Genomic DNA, 15674 nt, shown 5'->3' on the forward strand with positions numbered 1-15674 from the left:
CTGTCGTGTCCTCTGTGCTGACACGACTGTTCGCGCAAGCTGCGACTCGGGTCAAGAATCGCCTTGACTCAGCACCTTAGCCGGAGTCGCGAAGATGGTGGTTGAAGTGCGACTCGGCAGCAGGCTTGCCACATCATCTTGTGATGGCGGGAGTCGCCGGACTCCACGATCTTGGGAATGTGTCAGTTCTGCCACAGTGTGTGCAAATCGCACTGGGCGACCAGATCGCGCACCGGCGCGAACGACCGGCGGTGGTGCGGAGTCACCCCGAACTCGCGCATCGCGGCACGGTGCTCGGCGGTACCGTAGCCGGCGTTGCGCTCCCAGCCGTAGTGCGGAAACTCCGCCGCCAGGGCCCGCATCAGGCGGTCGCGCGTCACCTTGGCGACGATGGAGGCGGCGGCGATGGACAGGCTGAGGCCGTCGCCGCCCACCACCGTGCGCACGGCGCAGCCGAGGCTGAGGCGCGGCGGCTGGTTGCCGTCCACCAGCGCCACGTCGACGGCACAGCCGAGCGCGGAGCAGGCGCGATCCATGGCCATGTGGGTGGCGCGCAGGATGTTGTGGGTGTCGATCTCCGCCACCGAGGCCTCGCCGACACCGATGCGGGCGGCGCCGTCGCAGTCGTGCAGCAGGGCGAACAGGGCCTCGCGGCGCTTGTCGGTCAGCTGCTTGCTGTCGTTCAGCCCCTCGGTCAGGGCGGCCGGCAGGCGGTCACGGTCGAGGATGACGGCGGCCGCCACCACCGGCCCGGCCAGCGGCCCCCGCCCGGCTTCGTCGATGCCGCAGACGACCCCGGTCTCGGCCCATTCGAGCATCCAGTCAGGCATCGCGGGTCGGCTTGTCCTCGGGCACGGGGGTGGAGGGATCGCCGTCGTCGTAGTCGCTCGACGCCTCCGATGCAAGCTGTTCCGCCGCCAGCGGCTCGCCGTCGGCGTGGTCGATGTCGGCATCGGGCTCGGGCGCCGCCGGCGCCACCACCGGCCGGGCCGGCGGCGGCAGCGGCGGCGCTTCGCCGCGCAGGCGGGACAGGGCGAAGCGCGATGCCCACCGCACCTGCCGCGCCTCGTGCCCGTAGAGCGTGTCGAGCAGGTCGCCAAGGCCGCTGAACCGGCTGCGGCCGACCGTGCCCAGGCGCCGCATGGTCGCCAGCCACAGCGGCGAGAACATGAGGCTGAGCACCGTCACCGCCACCACGAACTGCTCCTCCTGCCGGTCGAGCATGCCGAGCGACCGGCCCTGGCTGGCCAGCAGGAAGGAGAACTCGCCGATCTGCGCCAGCGCCACGCCGGCCAGGAAGGCCTGCGGCCAGGGCGTGCGCAGCAGCCGCAGGGCGGCGAGGTTCAGCGCCGTCTTGAACACCGTCACCCACAGCAGCACCACCAGCACGGCGCCCAGGTTGTCCCACACGAAGCTGAGGTCGAGCAGCAGGCCGACCGACAGGAAGAACACCATCAGCAGCAGCGCCTGGATGGGCTGCGCCGCATGTTCCATGCGGTCACGGATGGACGAGTTGCCGAGCACCAGCCCGGCCAGGAAGGCGCCGTAGCCGGCCGACAGGCCGATCAGGCCGCTCGCCGCCGCGCCGCCGAAGCACAGGGCGAAGGCGGCCAGCGGCGCCAGGTCGGAATGGGCGGCGATGGTATCGGCGAAGGGCAGCTTCACCTCGCGCCGCAGCAGCAGCCAGATGAGGCCGACCAGGATCAGCACGGCGGCGGCGATGCGGGCGCCGTCCATCACCGTCACCTGCTCCGGCCGGTTGAGCATGGACAGCGCCAGCATCATGGGCACCACCGCCATGTCCTGGGCGATGAGGATGCCGACGGTCAGGCGGCCGGCGGGAGTTTCCATCTCGCCGGTCTGCTGCAGCAGCTTGATGACCACCGCCGTCGACGACAGCGCCACCGCAAACCCCAGCAGCACCGAGGTGCCGAGGCTCCAGCCCGCCAGTTCGTGCATCACCAGCATGACGCCGACGCTGCCGCCCACCTGCAGCAGGGTGGTGACCAGGGCCGGCTTCCACACCGCCATGAACTTCCGCACCGAAAGCTCAAGGCCGATGATGAACAGCAGCATCAGCACGCCCAGCTCGGCCAGCAGGGCGATGTTGTCGCGGTCGCGCACCAGCCCCAGCACCGACGGCCCGAGGATCACGCCGGCGACGATGTAGCCGACGATGGCCGGTTGCCGCAGCCGGTGCAGAATGAGGCCGCAGCCCATGGCGATCAGGGCGGTGATGGCGATGGCGGTGACGTCGGTGTGGGCGTGGGCAGCGTCCATGGGCGGGCCGGCGGCTGATCGAAAGGGGTGGCCGGGGTCGGCCGGGGCAGGAGTGTGCTCCCGCCGTCGCCGGCCTGTCCAGCACCGACCGGCGCCGCCACGGAATGGTCGCAGGCCTGCCTTGTTTCGATCACCTTCGCGGGTAGAATGACCGCGTGTTCACAGAGGATTGATGCCATGCGACGCGCGATAGCGGCGATGTTCCTGGTGACCGGCCTCGGCGCCTGCACCACCCTCGGCGCCCTCACCGGTGGCGGCGGCAGCGAGTCGGCAGCCAGCGCGACGGCCGCCACGGCCGCCGCCGCGGCGCCGGTGGAGCCCTCCGCCGCCGCCCAGACCAGCCACTACGTGCTGCCGGAGACCGAGCGCCTGCGCATCGTCCGCCTGGAGGCGGCAGCCCTGCCCGACGGCCGCACGGTGGAGCAGATCGACCTCGGCCGCGGCTTCATGGTGATCGAAAGCCTGCCCGGCGACGCCGCCTTCAAGCCGTTCCCGCACGACGCCTTCCTGCCCGCCGCCGATGCGGTCATCGCCCGCAACAGCGACGGCTCCCTCCACCGCAGCAGCGACGGCTATGCCGACGGCATCAACTGGGCGCTCTACCAGGGCACCAGCGTCTGCCTGTTCGCCCAGGGCGCCTTCGGCCCCGACACCCCCAACGGCAAGCAGCACGCCTTCCGCCTGCTGCTGTGCGACGCCTACGACGCCAACCCCGGCTTCGTGCGGGATGAGGGGCTGACCTTCCTGCGCGGCGTGCAGCCGCGATAAGACCTTACTAAGATTAAGGTCTAATAGACAGCCCCCCGCCCGGCATGCACAGTCTGTCCCCCGTGTCGCATGCCGGGAACAGGGGGATAGGGGATGCCGGTGCGGTGGGGGAAGGACGAGGGACTGACCGCCTTGCGCGAGCCGACGGCGGCGCCGCCGCGGCAGCCGCTGGCTCGCTTTCTGGAGGACTGCCACCGGCGGTTCGGCCGCGACACCTCCGGGCGGGTGGCGGACTACATCCCGGAACTGTCCAAGGCTGATCCGGCCCGCTTCGGCATCGCCCTCGCCACCATCGACGGCCACGTGCACGAGGTCGGCGACACCGGCGTGCCGTTCACCATCCAGTCGGTCTCCAAGGCCTTCGTCTTCGCGCTGGCGCTCGAACTGGGTGGGCCGGAGCTGGTGGAGGCGACCATCGGCGTCGAGCCCTCGGGCGAGGCCTTCAATTCCATCCGCCTGCGGGCGGACAACCGCCCCTTCAACCCCATGGTCAACGCCGGCGCCATGGCCTGCTCCGGCCTTGTGCATCGGCTTGATCCCGACGGCGCGTTCGAGCGCATCCGCGACCTGCTCGGCCGCTTCGCCGGGCGGCGGCTGGAGGTCGATGACACCGTGTTCCGGTCGGAACGCGACACCGGCGACCGCAACCGGGCCATCGCCTGGCTGCTGCGCAACCACGGCATCCTGAAAGGCGACGTGGACGCGGCGCTCGACGTCTACTTCCGCCAGTGCGCCCTGCTGGTCACCGCGCGCGACCTTGCCGTGATGGGTGCCACCCTGGCCGCCAACGGCGTCAACCCGGTCACCGGCGAGGCGGTGGTCGCACCGGCTACGGTCGCCCGCACCCTGTCGGTGATGGTCAGCGCCGGCATGTACGACTACGCCGGCGAATGGATCTACCGGGTCGGCCTGCCCGCCAAGAGCGGCGTCGGCGGCGGCATCGTCGCCACCCTGCCGGCCCAGTTCGGCCTCGGCACCTTCTCGCCGCCCCTGGATGCCCAAGGCAACAGCGTGCGCGGCCTGAAGGTGTGCGAGCACCTGTCGGCCCACTTCGGCCTTCACCTGCTGCAGCGCACCGGCGACGTGACCAGCAGCATCGCCGCCGACTACGACCTGCGGCAGGTGGCGTCCCGCCGCAACCGCCACCAGACCGAACGCGACATCCTCGACCGCCACGGCGGCGTGGTGCGGGTGATGGAACTGGCCGGCGCCCTCAATTTCGCCGCCTGCGACTACATCGCCCGCAGCGTCGCGGCCGGCGGCCCGCGCGAGCTGGTGGTGTTCGACCTGCGCCGGGTCGGCCGCCTGGGCGCCGGTGCGCCTGCACTGCTGGCGGCGCTGTTCCGCGACCTCACCGCCGCCGGCACGCGGGTGGTTCTGTCCGGCCTCGACGCCGAAGGCCAGCCGGCCGCCACCCTGGCCGCCGCTCTCACCGGCGACGCCGATACCGCCTCCGCCCTGCGCCGCCACGCCACCCTGGATGAGGCGGTGGAATGGGCGGAAGATCAGGTGGTGTTCCTTTACGGCGGCTTCGGCCGGGTGATGGAAAGCGTGCCGCTCGCCGACCAGAGCCTGATGCAGGGCCTGTCCGCCGACGATCTCGCCCGGATCGCCAGGCTGGTGCAGCCGCACGCCATCCGCACCGGCGAGCGCATCATCGCAGCCGGCGAGCCCGCCGACAGCGTGTTCTTCCTGCAGACCGGCATGGTCAGCATCCGCCTGCCGGACGGCCCGCGTCTGGCGACCCTGGGTGCCGGCACCTGCTTCGGGGAATTGGCGCTGCTGACACCGGGCAGTCCGCGCACCGCCGACGTGTGGGCCGACACGCCGGTGACCTGCCTGCGTCTCGACCTCGCCGACTACGACCGGCTGCGCCGCGACCGTCCCACGGCCGGCGAAACCATCCTGCGCAACCTTGCCGCCCTGCTCGCCGACCGCCTGCGGCAGGCCAACGCCAAGATCGCCGCCCTGTCCGACCGCTGAGGCCTACAGCAGCGCCAGCTGGTCGCCGGCGCGCGGCGGCGGGCGGAACTGGGTGCAGTCCAGCGCCAGGTCGCGCGGCTCCATGCCGAAGCGGCGGGCGGCGATGCGGAAGCGGGCGCCGATCATCTCGGCGATGGGGCCGCTGCCGGTCATGCGCTTGCCCCACGCCGACTGGTAGAGCACGCCGTCGCGCGCCTGGCGGATCAGCGACAGCACCCGCTCCGCCCGGTCGGGCCGGTGGGTGCGCAGCCATTCCTCGAACAGGTCGCGGATCTCCAGCGGCAGGCGCAGGAAGATCCACCCCGCCGCATCGGCGCCGGCCAGGGCCGCCTGCTCCAGGATGCGCTCCAGCTCGTGGTCGGTCAGGGCGGGGATCACCGGCGCCACCATCACCGCCGTCGGGATGCCGGCATCGACCAGCGCCTTCATGGCGGTCAGCCGCGCCCCCGGCGTCGCCGCCCGCGGCTCCAGCACCTTCTGCAGACCGCGATCCAGGGTGGTGACCGATATCGCCACCCGCACCAGCCGCTTCGCCGCCATGGGCGCCAGGATGTCGATGTCGCGCGCCACCAGGGCCGACTTGGTGACGATGGTGACCGGGTGGTTGTAGTCGCGCAGCACCTCCAGCACGCCGCGCATGATGCGCCGCTCGCGCTCGATGGGCTGGTAGGGGTCGGTGTTGGTGCCGATGGCGATGGGGGCGCAGCGGTAGGACTTGCGCCGCAGCTCCGCCTCCAGCAGGGCCGGGGCGTCGGGCTTTTCGAACAGCCGGCTCTCGAAGTCGAGCCCCGGCGACAGGCCCAGGTAGGCGTGGGAGGGCCGGGCGAAGCAGTAGACGCAGCCGTGCTCGCAGCCGCGATAGGGATTGATGGAGCGGTCGAAGGGAATGTCGGGCGAGGTGTTGCGTGCCAGGATGGAGCGGCTGGCGTCGCGCTGCACGGTGGTGCGCAGGGGCGGCAGGTCGTCCCAGTCGTCCAGGTCCTCCGACTCCGCCCCCTCGGCCCGCTCGGGCGGGGCCTGTTCCCAGCCGTCGGGCTCGCGCTCGCGGGTGAAGCGCTCGTAGCGGCCGACGGCATTGGTCACGGCACCGCGGCGGGGCGTCGGCTGGTCCGGGGTGGTGGTCATGGCAGGGCTCTCGGCTGGCTGCGGAAGACGCCCATTGTGCCGTGAAATGAGAACAAAACAAGATCATTTCATATGACGGGGGACACCCTGCAAGGGGTGTGGATAATCCTTCCTGCAACAAAGGAGGGAGATCCCACCATGACCGTTCGTTTGTTCCGGGCAGCGGCACCGCTGCTCGCCCTGGTGCTGGCCGCCTGTGCGGCGGCGCCGCAGGCCCAGGCCCCGGCCGCCGTCGCCTCCCCCGCCCCGCTGGTCGGCCTGACCCCGGCGGAGCGCTGGCAGGCCGCCATCCAGGATGCCGCCGTTCCCACCGACGCCAAGCGCGCCAACGACCTCATCGCCCTGCTGCCGGCGACGCCCGGCCTCAGCTGGCGCAACCAGAACACCGAGGTCAAGATGGTCGCCTGGATGTCGCAGGCGACCTACGACAACTACTACTCCGGCGATCCCAACAAGACCACGCCGCCGGGCAGCCCGGTGGTGTGGGTGACCGCCGCGCCCCAGGTGCAGCAGTTCTGCCAGAACCTGCCGCAGCAGGGGCGCAGCCAGCGCATCAAGGAACACCTGGGCCTGTCCATCGACCGCGCCTACGACGTGTTCGTCGAGATGTGGGTGCCGGTGGCCGGGCTCATCCGCCCCTGCCCCGACCAGGAGGTGACCGATACCAGCTGCGATGTCGGCCCCGGCCCCACCGTCACCGATGCCCCGTGGTGGGCCAACCTCTACCGCACCTCCTACCTGGTGGCGGGCGCCCCGTGGACGCGACTTGGCTATACCTACGACTGGGCGGAGGGCGTCGCCAGCCGCAAGGGGGCCAGCGAGTTCATGATCAAGCCCTCGACCGCCTACGAAATCGCCGGCCACTACACCACCGACGTCTACTGCACCGCCGCCCAGTGACGGCGGCGCTGGCGGCGGCGGGCGGCGGCGGGTTAGGCTGAGGCCGACCCGCCGCCGCAGCCCGTCCGCCATGACCGCGCCCCGCCTGTCCATCGTCATCCCCACCCTGAACGCCGCCGCCACCCTGCCCGATACCCTGGCGGCGCTGGCCGAGGCCGGCGCGGCGGCGGAGATCATCGTGGCCGACGGCGGCTCCACCGATGCCACCCCGGCGCTGGCGCCGCGACTGGTGACCGCGCCGCGCGGGCGCGGGCCGCAGTTGCAGGCGGGGGCTGCCGCTGCCAAAGGCGACTGGCTGCTTATCCTGCACGCCGACAGCGTCCCCGCCCCCGGCTGGTGGGCGGCGGCGCAGCGGCACATGGCGGAGCATCCCGACAGCGCCGCCGCCTTCACCCTGCGCTTCGCCAGCCCCGACCGCCGCGCCCGCCGGATCGAGCGGCTGGTGGCGTGGCGCTGCCGGCTGCTCGCCCTGCCCTATGGCGACCAGGGCCTGCTGCTGCCGCGGGCGCTGTACGACCGCCTCGGCGGCTACCGCCCGCTGCCGTTGATGGAGGACGTCGATCTGGTGCGCCGCATCGCCCGCCGCCGGCTGCGGCTGCTCGATACGGTCGTCACCACCTCGGCGGTGCGTTACGAGCGCGACGGCTGGCTGCGGCGGCCGCTGCGCAACCTCGCCTGCCTGGGGCTGTGGATGCTGGGCGTGCCGGCGGCGCGGCTGGTGCGCTTCTACGGCGGGAGGCGGCCATGAGCCGGCGGCGGCCGACCGTCATCGTCATGGCCAAGCAGCCGGTGCTCGGGCGGGTGAAGACGCGGCTGGCGGCGGGCATCGGCCCGGTGGCGGCCACCGCCTTCTACCGCACCACCCTGGCGCGGACGCTGCGGGTGCTGGGCGCCGACCGGCGCTGGCGGCTGGTGGTGGCGGTGACGCCCGACCGCTGGCGGCCGCAGCCGCCCCACGGCCGTGCCGCCCTGCCCCAGGGCCGGGGCGACCTCGGCAGCCGCATGCGGCGCTGCCTCCATGCCGCCCTGCCCGGCCCCGCGGTGCTGATCGGCGCCGACATTCCCGAGGTGCGCCCGGCCCACATCGCCGCCGCCCTGACGGCGCTGCGGCGGGCGCCGTGGGTGCTGGGACCGGCCACCGATGGCGGCTACTGGCTGATCGGCGCCCGCCGGCCGCTGCCACCGCTGGCGCCGGTGCGATGGTCGACGCCGCACGCGCTGGCCGACACCCTGGCGCTGCTGCCGGCGGCGGCGCTCGGCCCGGTGCTGCGGGACGTGGATGATGCCGCCGACTACTCTGCAGCGTCCTCGGCGGCGGTGAGGGAGTCGTAGTCGGCGGCGGTCATGCCGGGGGTGGCGGCGACGTAGGCGGTCAGCGCCCACAGCGCGTCCTCGGGCAGAACCTCCCGCCACGCCGGCATGCCGGTCGCCTTGAAGCCGTGGGCGATGATCCAGTGGATCTGGTGCGGCGCCCAGAAGCGGGCGGCGTGGTCCATGGCGGGCGGCGCCGGCTGCATACGGCGGGCCCACTCCGGCGGCTCGGCGCCGGGGGTGCCGTGGCAGGCGGCGCAGCGCTCGGCATAGAGACGGGCACCGGCGGCGATGCGCTCCGGCGCCTCCAGGTCGGCCAGCACCGCCGCCGCCTCCGCCCGCGCCTGCACCGAGTTCACCCGCGCCGTCGCCAGCAGCCAGCGCACCGGCGCCGTATGGGGATCATCGGCCGCCACGTTGTAGGCGCCGGTGAAGATGACCGCCGCCGCCCCTGCGGCCAGCAGCACGACAACCACGATCAGGGTCAGCAGGAACCGCATGGCAGCGACCTCCGGCACGGGCGGCGGGATGCGTCGTCAACGCCCGCCGCCGCCGCGCTGTTGCCGCCGGCATCGAAACAAGACACCGCCGCCGCACCCACAGGGCACGGCGGCGGCGATGGCGCGTCACGGGAGGCAGGGGAGGATCAGCTGATGTCGCGGAACTTGCGGCGCAGCTGGAAGTCCTCCGACAGGATCGCCGCTTCCAGCCGGTTCAGCCGGTCTTCCACGTCCCGCATGCGGGCACGGGCCTCGCGCAGGGCGTCCTTCGGCCCGAGGTGGACTGAGCGGCGCACCGCCTGTTCCTCGTCGGAGGCAAACAGGTGATCGGGCCGCGGCGGCACCACCAGCACCATGATGACGTAGGCGATGAGCGCCGGCAGGGTGAAGAACACCAGCCCCAGCACCCAGGCCACCCGCACCAGGCGGACGTCGGCCCCCAGGTAGTCGGCCATGCCGGCGGCGACACCGGCGATCCAGCCACGGGAGCGGTTGCGATAGAGGCGGTAGCGCGCCTCGCGCTGGCCATGGTTGGTCATGGTTCGGTCCTCCAGCCCGGCACCTCGGCGTCGAGGATGCGCTCCAGGTTGGCCACCCGCTCGCGCAGGCGGTCGGCGGTGCTGACCAGCTCGGCCATGGTGCGTTCCTCCTCGGCCGAGAGGGTCCGGATGGCTCGCCAGCGGACGATGGTGTGCCCGATGATGGCTATGGGCGCCACCACCGCCAACGCCAGGAAGCCCAGGACGAAGACGACGAAGGCCATGTTACGCCCCCGTCGCGCCGCCGGTGCTGCCGCCCTTCACGCGCGCCTTCAGGCGGGCCAGTTCATCCTCGACCGCGGCATCGGTCTCCAGATCGGCGAACTCCTCACCCAGCGAGCGGCGGCGGCCGAGGTCGTAGCTTTCCACCTTGCCTTCCAGCTCGTCCAGGCTGCGTTCCATCTGGTCGAAGCGGGCAAACGCGCCGGTCAGCCGCTCGTCGTGCAGGTGGCCGCGCATCTTCAGGCGGTTGGAGGCGACGCTGTGACGGGTCGCCAGCGCCTTCTCGCGCGCCTTGGCGTCGGCCAGCTTGGCCTGCAGCTGGGCGAGGTCTTCGTTCTGCTTGGCGAGCGCCTCGTCGAGCGCCGCCACTTCCTCGTTCAGCACCTTCAGGGTGTCGACGGCCCGCGCCTTGGCGGCCAGGGCACCACGGGCGAGGTCTTCGCGGTCCTTCTCCAGCGCCAGTTCGGCCTTGCGCTGCCATTCGTCGCGCTCGGCTTCCAGGCGGCCGATGCGGCGCTCCAGATCCTTCTTGTCGGCGATCAGGCGGACGGCGCCGGAGCGCACCTCGACCAGGGTGTCTTCCATCTCCTGGATGATCAGGCGGATGATCTTTTCGGGGTCCTTCGCCCGCTCCAGCATGGAGTTGATGTTGGAATTGATGATGTCGGACAGGCGGGAAAAGATGCTCATGACGGCTCTCCGAACGGGAGGGGATCAGGGTTTTGCCGGCAGTATTGCGAAGGCCGTGCCAACCGCCGCAAGGGCGGATTTCCGCCAGTGCGGCCCCTTGCCGGGTGGCGATGGCCGCCATATAATGGCGGCATGAGCGACACCATCTCAAATTCCGCCATCCCCGCCCCGCCGCCGCTTTTGGGGGAGTCGCCGGCGTTCCAGGCCATGCTGGCGGAGGTGTCGGCGCTGGCGCCGGTGCCACGGCCACTGCTGGTGATGGGGGAGCGCGGCACCGGCAAGGAGCTGATCGCCGCCCGCCTGCACTACCTGTCGCCGCGCTGGGACCGGCCGTTCGTCAAGGTCAACTGCGCCGCCCTCAGCGAAACCCTGCTTGATGCCGAGCTGTTCGGGCACGAGGCCGGCGCCTTCACCGGCGCCACCCGGCGGCGGCTGGGGCGGTTCGAGGCGGCCGACGGCGGCACCCTGTTCCTGGACGAGATCGGCACCATGGCGCCCGCCGTGCAGGAAAAGGTGCTGCGGGCGGTGGAATACGGCGAGTTCGAGCGCCTGGGCTCCAGCGCCACCGTGCGCGTCGACGTGCGGGTGATCGGCGCGACCAATGCCGACCTGCCGGCCATGGCGGCGGCGGGGGAGTTCCGCGCCGACCTGCTCGACCGCCTGGCCTTCGCCGTCATCGCCCTGCCGCCCCTGCGCCGCCGGCGGGAGGATATTCCCCTGCTGGCCGACCACTTCGCCCGCGGCATGACCCGCGACCTCGGCCGTCCCTTCTTCGCCGGCTTCACCGATGCCGCCCTCGCCCGGCTGTGCGACCACCCCTGGCCCGGCAACGTGCGCGAGCTGAAGAACGCCGTGGAACGGGCGGTGGCCCTGGCCGACGACCCGGAGGCACCGGTCGCCGACCTCAGCCTCGACCCCTTCGCCACCCTCAGCCCGCCGCCCGCCGCTCCGACCCGCCGGCCGGAAACGGAACCGCCGGCCCCCAAGGCGGAGGCCGGCGAGTTCGATGTGGCGGAAGCCGGCGGGTTCGATGCGGCGGTGGATGCCTACGCCCGCCGGCTGCTCGACCGCGCCCTGGCGGCGGCCCGCTTCAACCAGCGGGAGGCGGCGCGGCGGCTCGGCATGGATTACCACCGCTTCCGCCGCCTGCTGCGCAAGCACGGCGCCGGCTGAGCCCGGCCGCCGTCACCTCACGGCTTGTCCCGGGTGGCGAGGTCGGGCTCCGGTCCGCCGCCCAGGGCCGGGGCAACGGTGGCGGCCACCACCAGCGGCTCGCCGGCCAGCGGCGTCGCCACGCCGGTGGGGATGGAGGCTTCCGCCGGGGTCATGGGGCGGCCGGTGACCCAGCTGCGGATCAGCTGCGCATTCTTGTAGAACGGCCAGTACAGCTGCGCGATGTAGGCTCGCACCAGTTCCAGCGGGTTGGCGCTACGCTCCACCGCCCACCGCTCGATGCCGTATACGCCGGTGCGCGGGTAGCAGTTGAAGTCCTTCACCATGGTGCCGAACAGCCAGTCCCACAGGATCAGGCGCTCGCCGTAGTTCCTGTCGAAGTGCTCCGGCTCCACCGAGTGGTGGACGCGGTGGAACTGCGGCGACACCAGGATGTACTTCAGCGGCCCCAGGTTGGTGCGCACGTTGGAATGGATGAAGTAGCCCCAGAAGTTGTTCAGCACCAGGTACAGGGCGAACGACGGCAGGGTACCGCCCAGGATCAGGTACGGCAGGGTCTTGATGATGTCCGACGCCACGCCGTCGAAGTAATGACCGCGATAGGTGGTCATCGCGTTCAGGTGTTCCTGGCTGTGGTGGATGGCGTGGAAGTACCACAGGAAGCGCACCTTATGGCGCGTCATGTGCGAGAACCAGAACAGGAAGTCATTGATCAGGAAGAAGATCGCCACCTGCAGCCACATGGGCAGGTCGTTCAGCAGGCCGAGGTTGGCGAAGCCGAGGTATTCCTGCTGCAGGTAGGTGCCGGCCGCCACCACCCCGACCGCCACCGTCATCTTCACCGGGATCTTGAACACCGGGTAGAGCGCGTCCATCAGCAGGTAGGGCGACAGCACCTTCTGGTCGCTCCGGGCCTTCAGCCAGATTTCCAGCAGCAGACACGGCAACAGCCCGAGCAGCCACACCCGGTAGTCGAACACGTAGTCGCGCAGGAAATCCCAGATGTAGGCAAGGCCGTTGTCGTAGAAGACCGCCTTCAGCCCGTCCTTCTCCACCCCGAGGATCGAGAAGGCAAAGGCAATGATGCTGTCGTAGATGGCTTCCATGCCGTCCTCCCGTTGGCGGCAGGATCTCGAACCGTCACGAGACCGCGCGCGGAAACCCTCACCCTTCCCCAGGTGTCCTGTGGCTTCTTGTGCCATGCAGCGGGCGGGAGCGGCAAACGCGCAGAAGACGGGCGGCGCGTACCGCCTCGGTGTTACCAGCATGGAGGGCCTTGCAAGGCGTCGCCGCGGCGCCCCTCGACATCCCGCCGCCGACACCCCACAGTGATGCGGTGCCGCAGAGGACGAGGACCGCATGGACGCCATCGAAACCGTCACCCCCGCCGCATCCCCCGTCGACGGCGAGGACAAGGATCTGCCGCTGCGGGAAGACATCCGCCTGCTCGGCCGCATCCTCGGCGACACCGTGCGCGACCAGGAGGGCGAAGAGGTGTTCGACCTGGTGGAGAGCATCCGCCAGACCTCCGTCCGCTTCCACCGCCAGGAAGACGTCACCGCCCGCCACGAGCTGGAAGCCATGCTGGCCGGCATGTCGCCGGCCGACACCATCCGCATCGTGCGCGCCTACAGCTACTTCTCCCACTTCGCCAACATCGCCGAGGACCAGCACCACATCCGCCGCAACCGCGCCCATGCCATCGCCGGCTCCGCCCCGCGCGAGGGCACGGTGGCCCATGCGCTGGCCCGCGCCCGGGCGGCCGGACTGACGGCGGAGGCGTTGCGCGACTTCTTCGCCACCGCCCTGGCGGTGCCGGTGCTGACCGCCCACCCGACCGAGGTGCAGCGCAAGAGCACCCTCAACCGCGAGATGGACCTCGCCCGCCTGCTGGCCTGCCGCGACCGCTGGCAGCTGACGCCGGAGGAACAGGCGGAAACCGAGAACGCCCTCGCCACCACCGTGCTGGCGCTGTGGCAGACCAGCATCCTGCGGCGCACCCGCCTCAAGGTCATCGACGAGGTGGCCAACGGCATCTCCTACTACGACCACACCTTCCTGACCGAGCTGCCGCGCCTGTATGCCGCCCTGGAAGACGCCCTGCGCCGCGACGTTCCCGGCTGGCAGGGGCCGCTGCCGCCGTTCCTGCGCACCGGCAGCTGGATCGGCGGCGACCGCGACGGCAACCCCTTCGTCACCGCCGAGGTGCTGGGCCAGGCGCTGCACATGCAGAGCAGCCGGGCCCTCGCCTTCCACCTGTCGGAACTGCACCAGCTGGGCGCCGAACTGTCGCTGGACGGCCGTCAGGTGCGGGTGACCGAGGCGCTGGCCGCCCTGTCGGCGCAGTCGCCCGATGCCTCGCCGCACCGGCAGGAAGAGCCGTACCGCCGCGCCATCGCCGGCATCTATGCCCGCCTGCACGCCACCGCGCGGGCGCTGGGCGTCACCATCGCCACGCCGGCCGACCGCGAGCCGCTGCCGGGCGAGCCCTACGGCGATGCCGCCGCGCTGCTGGCCGACCTGGACGTCATCGACGCCAGCCTGCGGCAGAACGGCGCCGCCGGCTTGGCCGACGGCCGCCTGCGCAGCCTGCGGCGGGCGGTGGAGGTGTTCGGCTTCCACCTTGCCACCATCGACCTGCGGCAGAACTCCGACGTGCACGAGCGGGTGGTGGCCGAGTTGCTGGCCGCCGCCGCCCCGGCCGGCACCACGCCGCCCGCCTACGCCGACCTGGACGAGGAGGCCCGCATCGACTGCCTGCTGGCCCAGCTGGCCGACCCGCGCCCCCTCACCGCCCCCTACGCCGCCCATGGCGAGGAAACCGAGTCGGAACTCGCCATCCTGCGCACGGCGGCGGAGGCGCGCCGGCGTTACGGGCCGGAGGCGGTGCGCAACACCATCATCTCCAAGACCGAAAGCGTCTCCGACATCCTGGAAGTGGCGGTGCTGCTGAAGGAGGCCGGCCTGATGCGGCCGCGCCGGCAGCAGCTGGACCTGACCATCGTGCCGCTGTTCGAAACCATCGACGACCTGCGGCGCTGCCCGGAGATCATGGACCGGCTGCTGTCACTGCCGCTGTACCGGGCGCTGGTGGACAGCCTGGGCGGCGTGCAGGAAGTGATGCTCGGCTATTCCGACAGCAACAAGGACGGCGGCTTCCTGACCAGCGGCTGGGAACTCTACAAGGCGCAGACGGCGCTGGTGGAGGTGTTCCGCCGCCACGGCGTCGCCCTGCGGCTGTTCCACGGCCGCGGCGGATCGGTCGGGCGCGGCGGCGGGCCGAGCCATCAGGCCATCCTGTCGCAGCCGGCCGGCGCCGTGCAGGGCCGCATCCGCATCACCGAGCAGGGCGAGGTGATCGCCGCCAAGTACGGCAATCCCGATGTCGGCCGCCGCAACCTGGAAATCCTCGCCGCCGCCACCCTGGAAGCCACCCTGCTGCCGCCCGAAGGCGCCGGACCGGACGACGCCTGGCTGGCGGTCATGGAGGAGCTGTCGCAGCACGCCCTGCGCGCCTACCGCGGGCTGGTCTACGAGACGGAGGGCTTCGAGCGCTACTTCTGGAGCGCGACGGTGATCGGCGAGATCGCCAACCTGAACATCGGCAGCCGCCCGGCCTCGCGCACCAAATCCACCCGCATCGCCGACCTGCGGGCCATTCCCTGGGTGTTCAGCTGGGCCCAGTGCCGCCTGATGCTGCCCGGCTGGTACGGCTTCGGCAGCGCCGTGCAGGCCTTCCTGGCCGCCCGCCCCGACGACGGCATGGACACCCTGCGCGCCATGTATGGCGGCTGGCCGTTCTTCCGCATGCTGCTGTCGAACATGGACATGGTGCTGGCGAAAAGCGACATCGCCATCGCCTCGCGCTACGCCGCGCTGGTGGAGGACGAGGCCCTGCGGGAAGAGGTGTTCGGCCGCATCCGGGCGGAGTGGGAAGCGACCATCGAAACCCTGCTGGCAATCATGGGGCAGGAGGAACTGCTGGAGGGCAACCCGCTGCTCGCCCGCTCCATCCGCAACCGCTTCCCCTACCTGGACCCGCTCAACCACATCCAGGTGGAACTGCTGCGCCGCCACCGCCAGGGCGAAACCGACGACATCATCCGCGACGGCATCCACCTGACCATCAACGGCATCGCCGCCGGCCTGCGCAACAGCGGCTGACAGGGGCGGGCGGCGGTTT

The 15674-nt window shown here is 71.5% G+C and carries 15 protein-coding genes; 7 read left to right on the plus strand and 8 right to left on the minus strand.

All coding sequences use genetic code 11. The features are described from left to right. Positions 1-182: 182 nt before the first annotated feature. Both ABD056_RS14280 and ABD056_RS14285 read right to left on the minus strand, forming a co-directional pair. Positions 183-830 carry a ribonuclease HII gene (locus ABD056_RS14280; protein WP_343867638.1) on the minus strand — a complete coding sequence of 216 codons (648 nt, stop codon included), beginning with the start codon at positions 828-830 and terminating at the stop codon, positions 183-185. Beyond that, the gene (locus ABD056_RS14285) at positions 823-2280 is read right to left on the minus strand and encodes a cation:proton antiporter (RefSeq protein ID WP_343867640.1); all 1458 of its coding nucleotides are present in this window, start codon (positions 2278-2280) and stop codon (positions 823-825) included. Before ABD056_RS14285 ends, ABD056_RS14280 begins: the two co-directional genes overlap by 8 nt. Before the next feature lie 177 nt (positions 2281-2457). Here ABD056_RS14285 and ABD056_RS14290 point away from each other — a divergent pair, with 177 nt between their 5' ends. Together ABD056_RS14290 and glsA are read left to right on the plus strand one after the other, a co-directional pair. After that, positions 2458-3048 (plus strand): hypothetical protein, encoded by a 591-nt coding sequence (locus tag ABD056_RS14290; protein ID WP_343867642.1) that lies wholly within the window; start codon positions 2458-2460, stop codon positions 3046-3048. Positions 3049-3141: 93 nt separating this feature from the next. Further along, a complete protein-coding gene (gene glsA / locus ABD056_RS14295) occupies positions 3142-5031 on the plus strand; it encodes a glutaminase A (protein WP_343867643.1) in 1890 nt (629 codons plus the stop codon). A gap of 3 nt (positions 5032-5034) precedes the next feature. On the opposite strand, the gene ABD056_RS14300 is transcribed toward glsA, so the two are convergent. Beyond that, positions 5035-6156: a PA0069 family radical SAM protein gene (locus ABD056_RS14300; protein ID WP_343867645.1), complete on the minus strand. Its 1122-nt coding sequence runs from the start codon at positions 6154-6156 to the stop codon at positions 5035-5037. A gap of 138 nt (positions 6157-6294) precedes the next feature. Here ABD056_RS14300 and ABD056_RS14305 point away from each other — a divergent pair, with 138 nt between their 5' ends. The 3 genes from ABD056_RS14305 to ABD056_RS14315 all read left to right on the plus strand — a co-directional run bounded on the left by ABD056_RS14305 (position 6295) and on the right by ABD056_RS14315 (position 8388). After that, complete coding sequence (locus ABD056_RS14305) at positions 6295-7056, plus strand: hypothetical protein (RefSeq protein ID WP_343867647.1); 762 nt, start codon at positions 6295-6297, stop codon at positions 7054-7056. Between the two features lie 70 nt (positions 7057-7126). After that, entirely contained in the window at positions 7127-7804 is a 678-nt protein-coding gene (locus tag ABD056_RS14310; RefSeq protein ID WP_343867649.1) for a TIGR04283 family arsenosugar biosynthesis glycosyltransferase, read from the plus strand. Further along, positions 7801-8388 (plus strand): TIGR04282 family arsenosugar biosynthesis glycosyltransferase, encoded by a 588-nt coding sequence (locus ABD056_RS14315; protein ID WP_343867651.1) that lies wholly within the window; start codon positions 7801-7803, stop codon positions 8386-8388. The genes ABD056_RS14310 and ABD056_RS14315 overlap by 4 nt, the downstream gene beginning before the upstream one ends. On the opposite strand, the gene ABD056_RS14320 is transcribed toward ABD056_RS14315, so the two are convergent. The 4 genes from ABD056_RS14320 to pspA form a co-directional block, all read right to left on the minus strand. Next, positions 8349-8867, minus strand: coding sequence for a c-type cytochrome (locus ABD056_RS14320; RefSeq protein WP_343867653.1), 519 nt, complete (start codon positions 8865-8867; stop codon positions 8349-8351). The genes ABD056_RS14315 and ABD056_RS14320 overlap by 40 nt on opposite strands. Before the next feature lie 146 nt (positions 8868-9013). Further along, positions 9014-9406, minus strand: coding sequence for a PspC domain-containing protein (locus ABD056_RS14325; protein WP_343867654.1), 393 nt, complete (start codon positions 9404-9406; stop codon positions 9014-9016). Then, entirely contained in the window at positions 9403-9630 is a 228-nt protein-coding gene (gene pspB / locus ABD056_RS14330; protein ID WP_343867656.1) for an envelope stress response membrane protein PspB, read from the minus strand. Before pspB ends, ABD056_RS14325 begins: the two co-directional genes overlap by 4 nt. A gap of 1 nt (position 9631) precedes the next feature. Continuing rightward, positions 9632-10318, minus strand: coding sequence for a phage shock protein PspA (gene pspA / locus ABD056_RS14335; RefSeq protein WP_343867658.1), 687 nt, complete (start codon positions 10316-10318; stop codon positions 9632-9634). A 132-nt stretch (positions 10319-10450) separates the two neighbouring features. Between pspA and pspF the strand changes: the two genes are divergently transcribed. Then, positions 10451-11491: a phage shock protein operon transcriptional activator gene (gene pspF, locus ABD056_RS14340; protein WP_343867660.1), complete on the plus strand. Its 1041-nt coding sequence runs from the start codon at positions 10451-10453 to the stop codon at positions 11489-11491. Positions 11492-11508: 17 nt separating this feature from the next. Here pspF and ABD056_RS14345 read toward each other — a convergent pair whose 3' ends face one another. Further along, positions 11509-12597: a sterol desaturase family protein gene (locus ABD056_RS14345; RefSeq protein WP_343867662.1), complete on the minus strand. Its 1089-nt coding sequence runs from the start codon at positions 12595-12597 to the stop codon at positions 11509-11511. A 253-nt stretch (positions 12598-12850) separates the two neighbouring features. Between ABD056_RS14345 and ppc the strand changes: the two genes are divergently transcribed. Beyond that, positions 12851-15655, plus strand: a complete 2805-nt coding sequence (ppc, locus tag ABD056_RS14350; protein WP_343867663.1) for a phosphoenolpyruvate carboxylase — start codon at positions 12851-12853, stop codon at positions 15653-15655. Positions 15656-15674 lie beyond the last annotated feature (19 nt).

The sequence above is a fragment of the Caenispirillum bisanense genome, assembly GCF_039523075.1.
Lineage (GTDB): Bacteria > Pseudomonadota > Alphaproteobacteria > Rhodospirillales > Rhodospirillaceae > Caenispirillum > Caenispirillum bisanense.

Excerpts from the sequence above, each read along its gene's own strand:
- pspB (WP_343867656.1), bottom strand. The coding sequence starts at position 9,630 with ATGGCCTTCGTCGTCTTCGTCCTGGGCTTCCTGGCGTTGGCGGTGGTG.
- glsA (WP_343867643.1), top strand. The coding sequence starts at position 3,142 with ATGCCGGTGCGGTGGGGGAAGGACGAGGGACTGACCGCCTTGCGCGAG.
- ABD056_RS14325 (WP_343867654.1), bottom strand. The coding sequence starts at position 9,406 with ATGACCAACCATGGCCAGCGCGAGGCGCGCTACCGCCTCTATCGCAAC.
- ABD056_RS14300 (WP_343867645.1), bottom strand. The coding sequence starts at position 6,156 with ATGACCACCACCCCGGACCAGCCGACGCCCCGCCGCGGTGCCGTGACC.
- ABD056_RS14315 (WP_343867651.1), top strand. The coding sequence starts at position 7,801 with ATGAGCCGGCGGCGGCCGACCGTCATCGTCATGGCCAAGCAGCCGGTG.
- ppc (WP_343867663.1), top strand. The coding sequence starts at position 12,851 with ATGGACGCCATCGAAACCGTCACCCCCGCCGCATCCCCCGTCGACGGC.
- pspF (WP_343867660.1), top strand. The coding sequence starts at position 10,451 with ATGAGCGACACCATCTCAAATTCCGCCATCCCCGCCCCGCCGCCGCTT.
- pspA (WP_343867658.1), bottom strand. The coding sequence starts at position 10,318 with ATGAGCATCTTTTCCCGCCTGTCCGACATCATCAATTCCAACATCAAC.
- ABD056_RS14305 (WP_343867647.1), top strand. The coding sequence starts at position 6,295 with ATGACCGTTCGTTTGTTCCGGGCAGCGGCACCGCTGCTCGCCCTGGTG.
- ABD056_RS14310 (WP_343867649.1), top strand. The coding sequence starts at position 7,127 with ATGACCGCGCCCCGCCTGTCCATCGTCATCCCCACCCTGAACGCCGCC.
- ABD056_RS14285 (WP_343867640.1), bottom strand. The coding sequence starts at position 2,280 with ATGGACGCTGCCCACGCCCACACCGACGTCACCGCCATCGCCATCACC.
- ABD056_RS14345 (WP_343867662.1), bottom strand. The coding sequence starts at position 12,597 with ATGGAAGCCATCTACGACAGCATCATTGCCTTTGCCTTCTCGATCCTC.
- ABD056_RS14320 (WP_343867653.1), bottom strand. The coding sequence starts at position 8,867 with ATGCGGTTCCTGCTGACCCTGATCGTGGTTGTCGTGCTGCTGGCCGCA.
- ABD056_RS14290 (WP_343867642.1), top strand. The coding sequence starts at position 2,458 with ATGCGACGCGCGATAGCGGCGATGTTCCTGGTGACCGGCCTCGGCGCC.
- ABD056_RS14280 (WP_343867638.1), bottom strand. The coding sequence starts at position 830 with ATGCCTGACTGGATGCTCGAATGGGCCGAGACCGGGGTCGTCTGCGGC.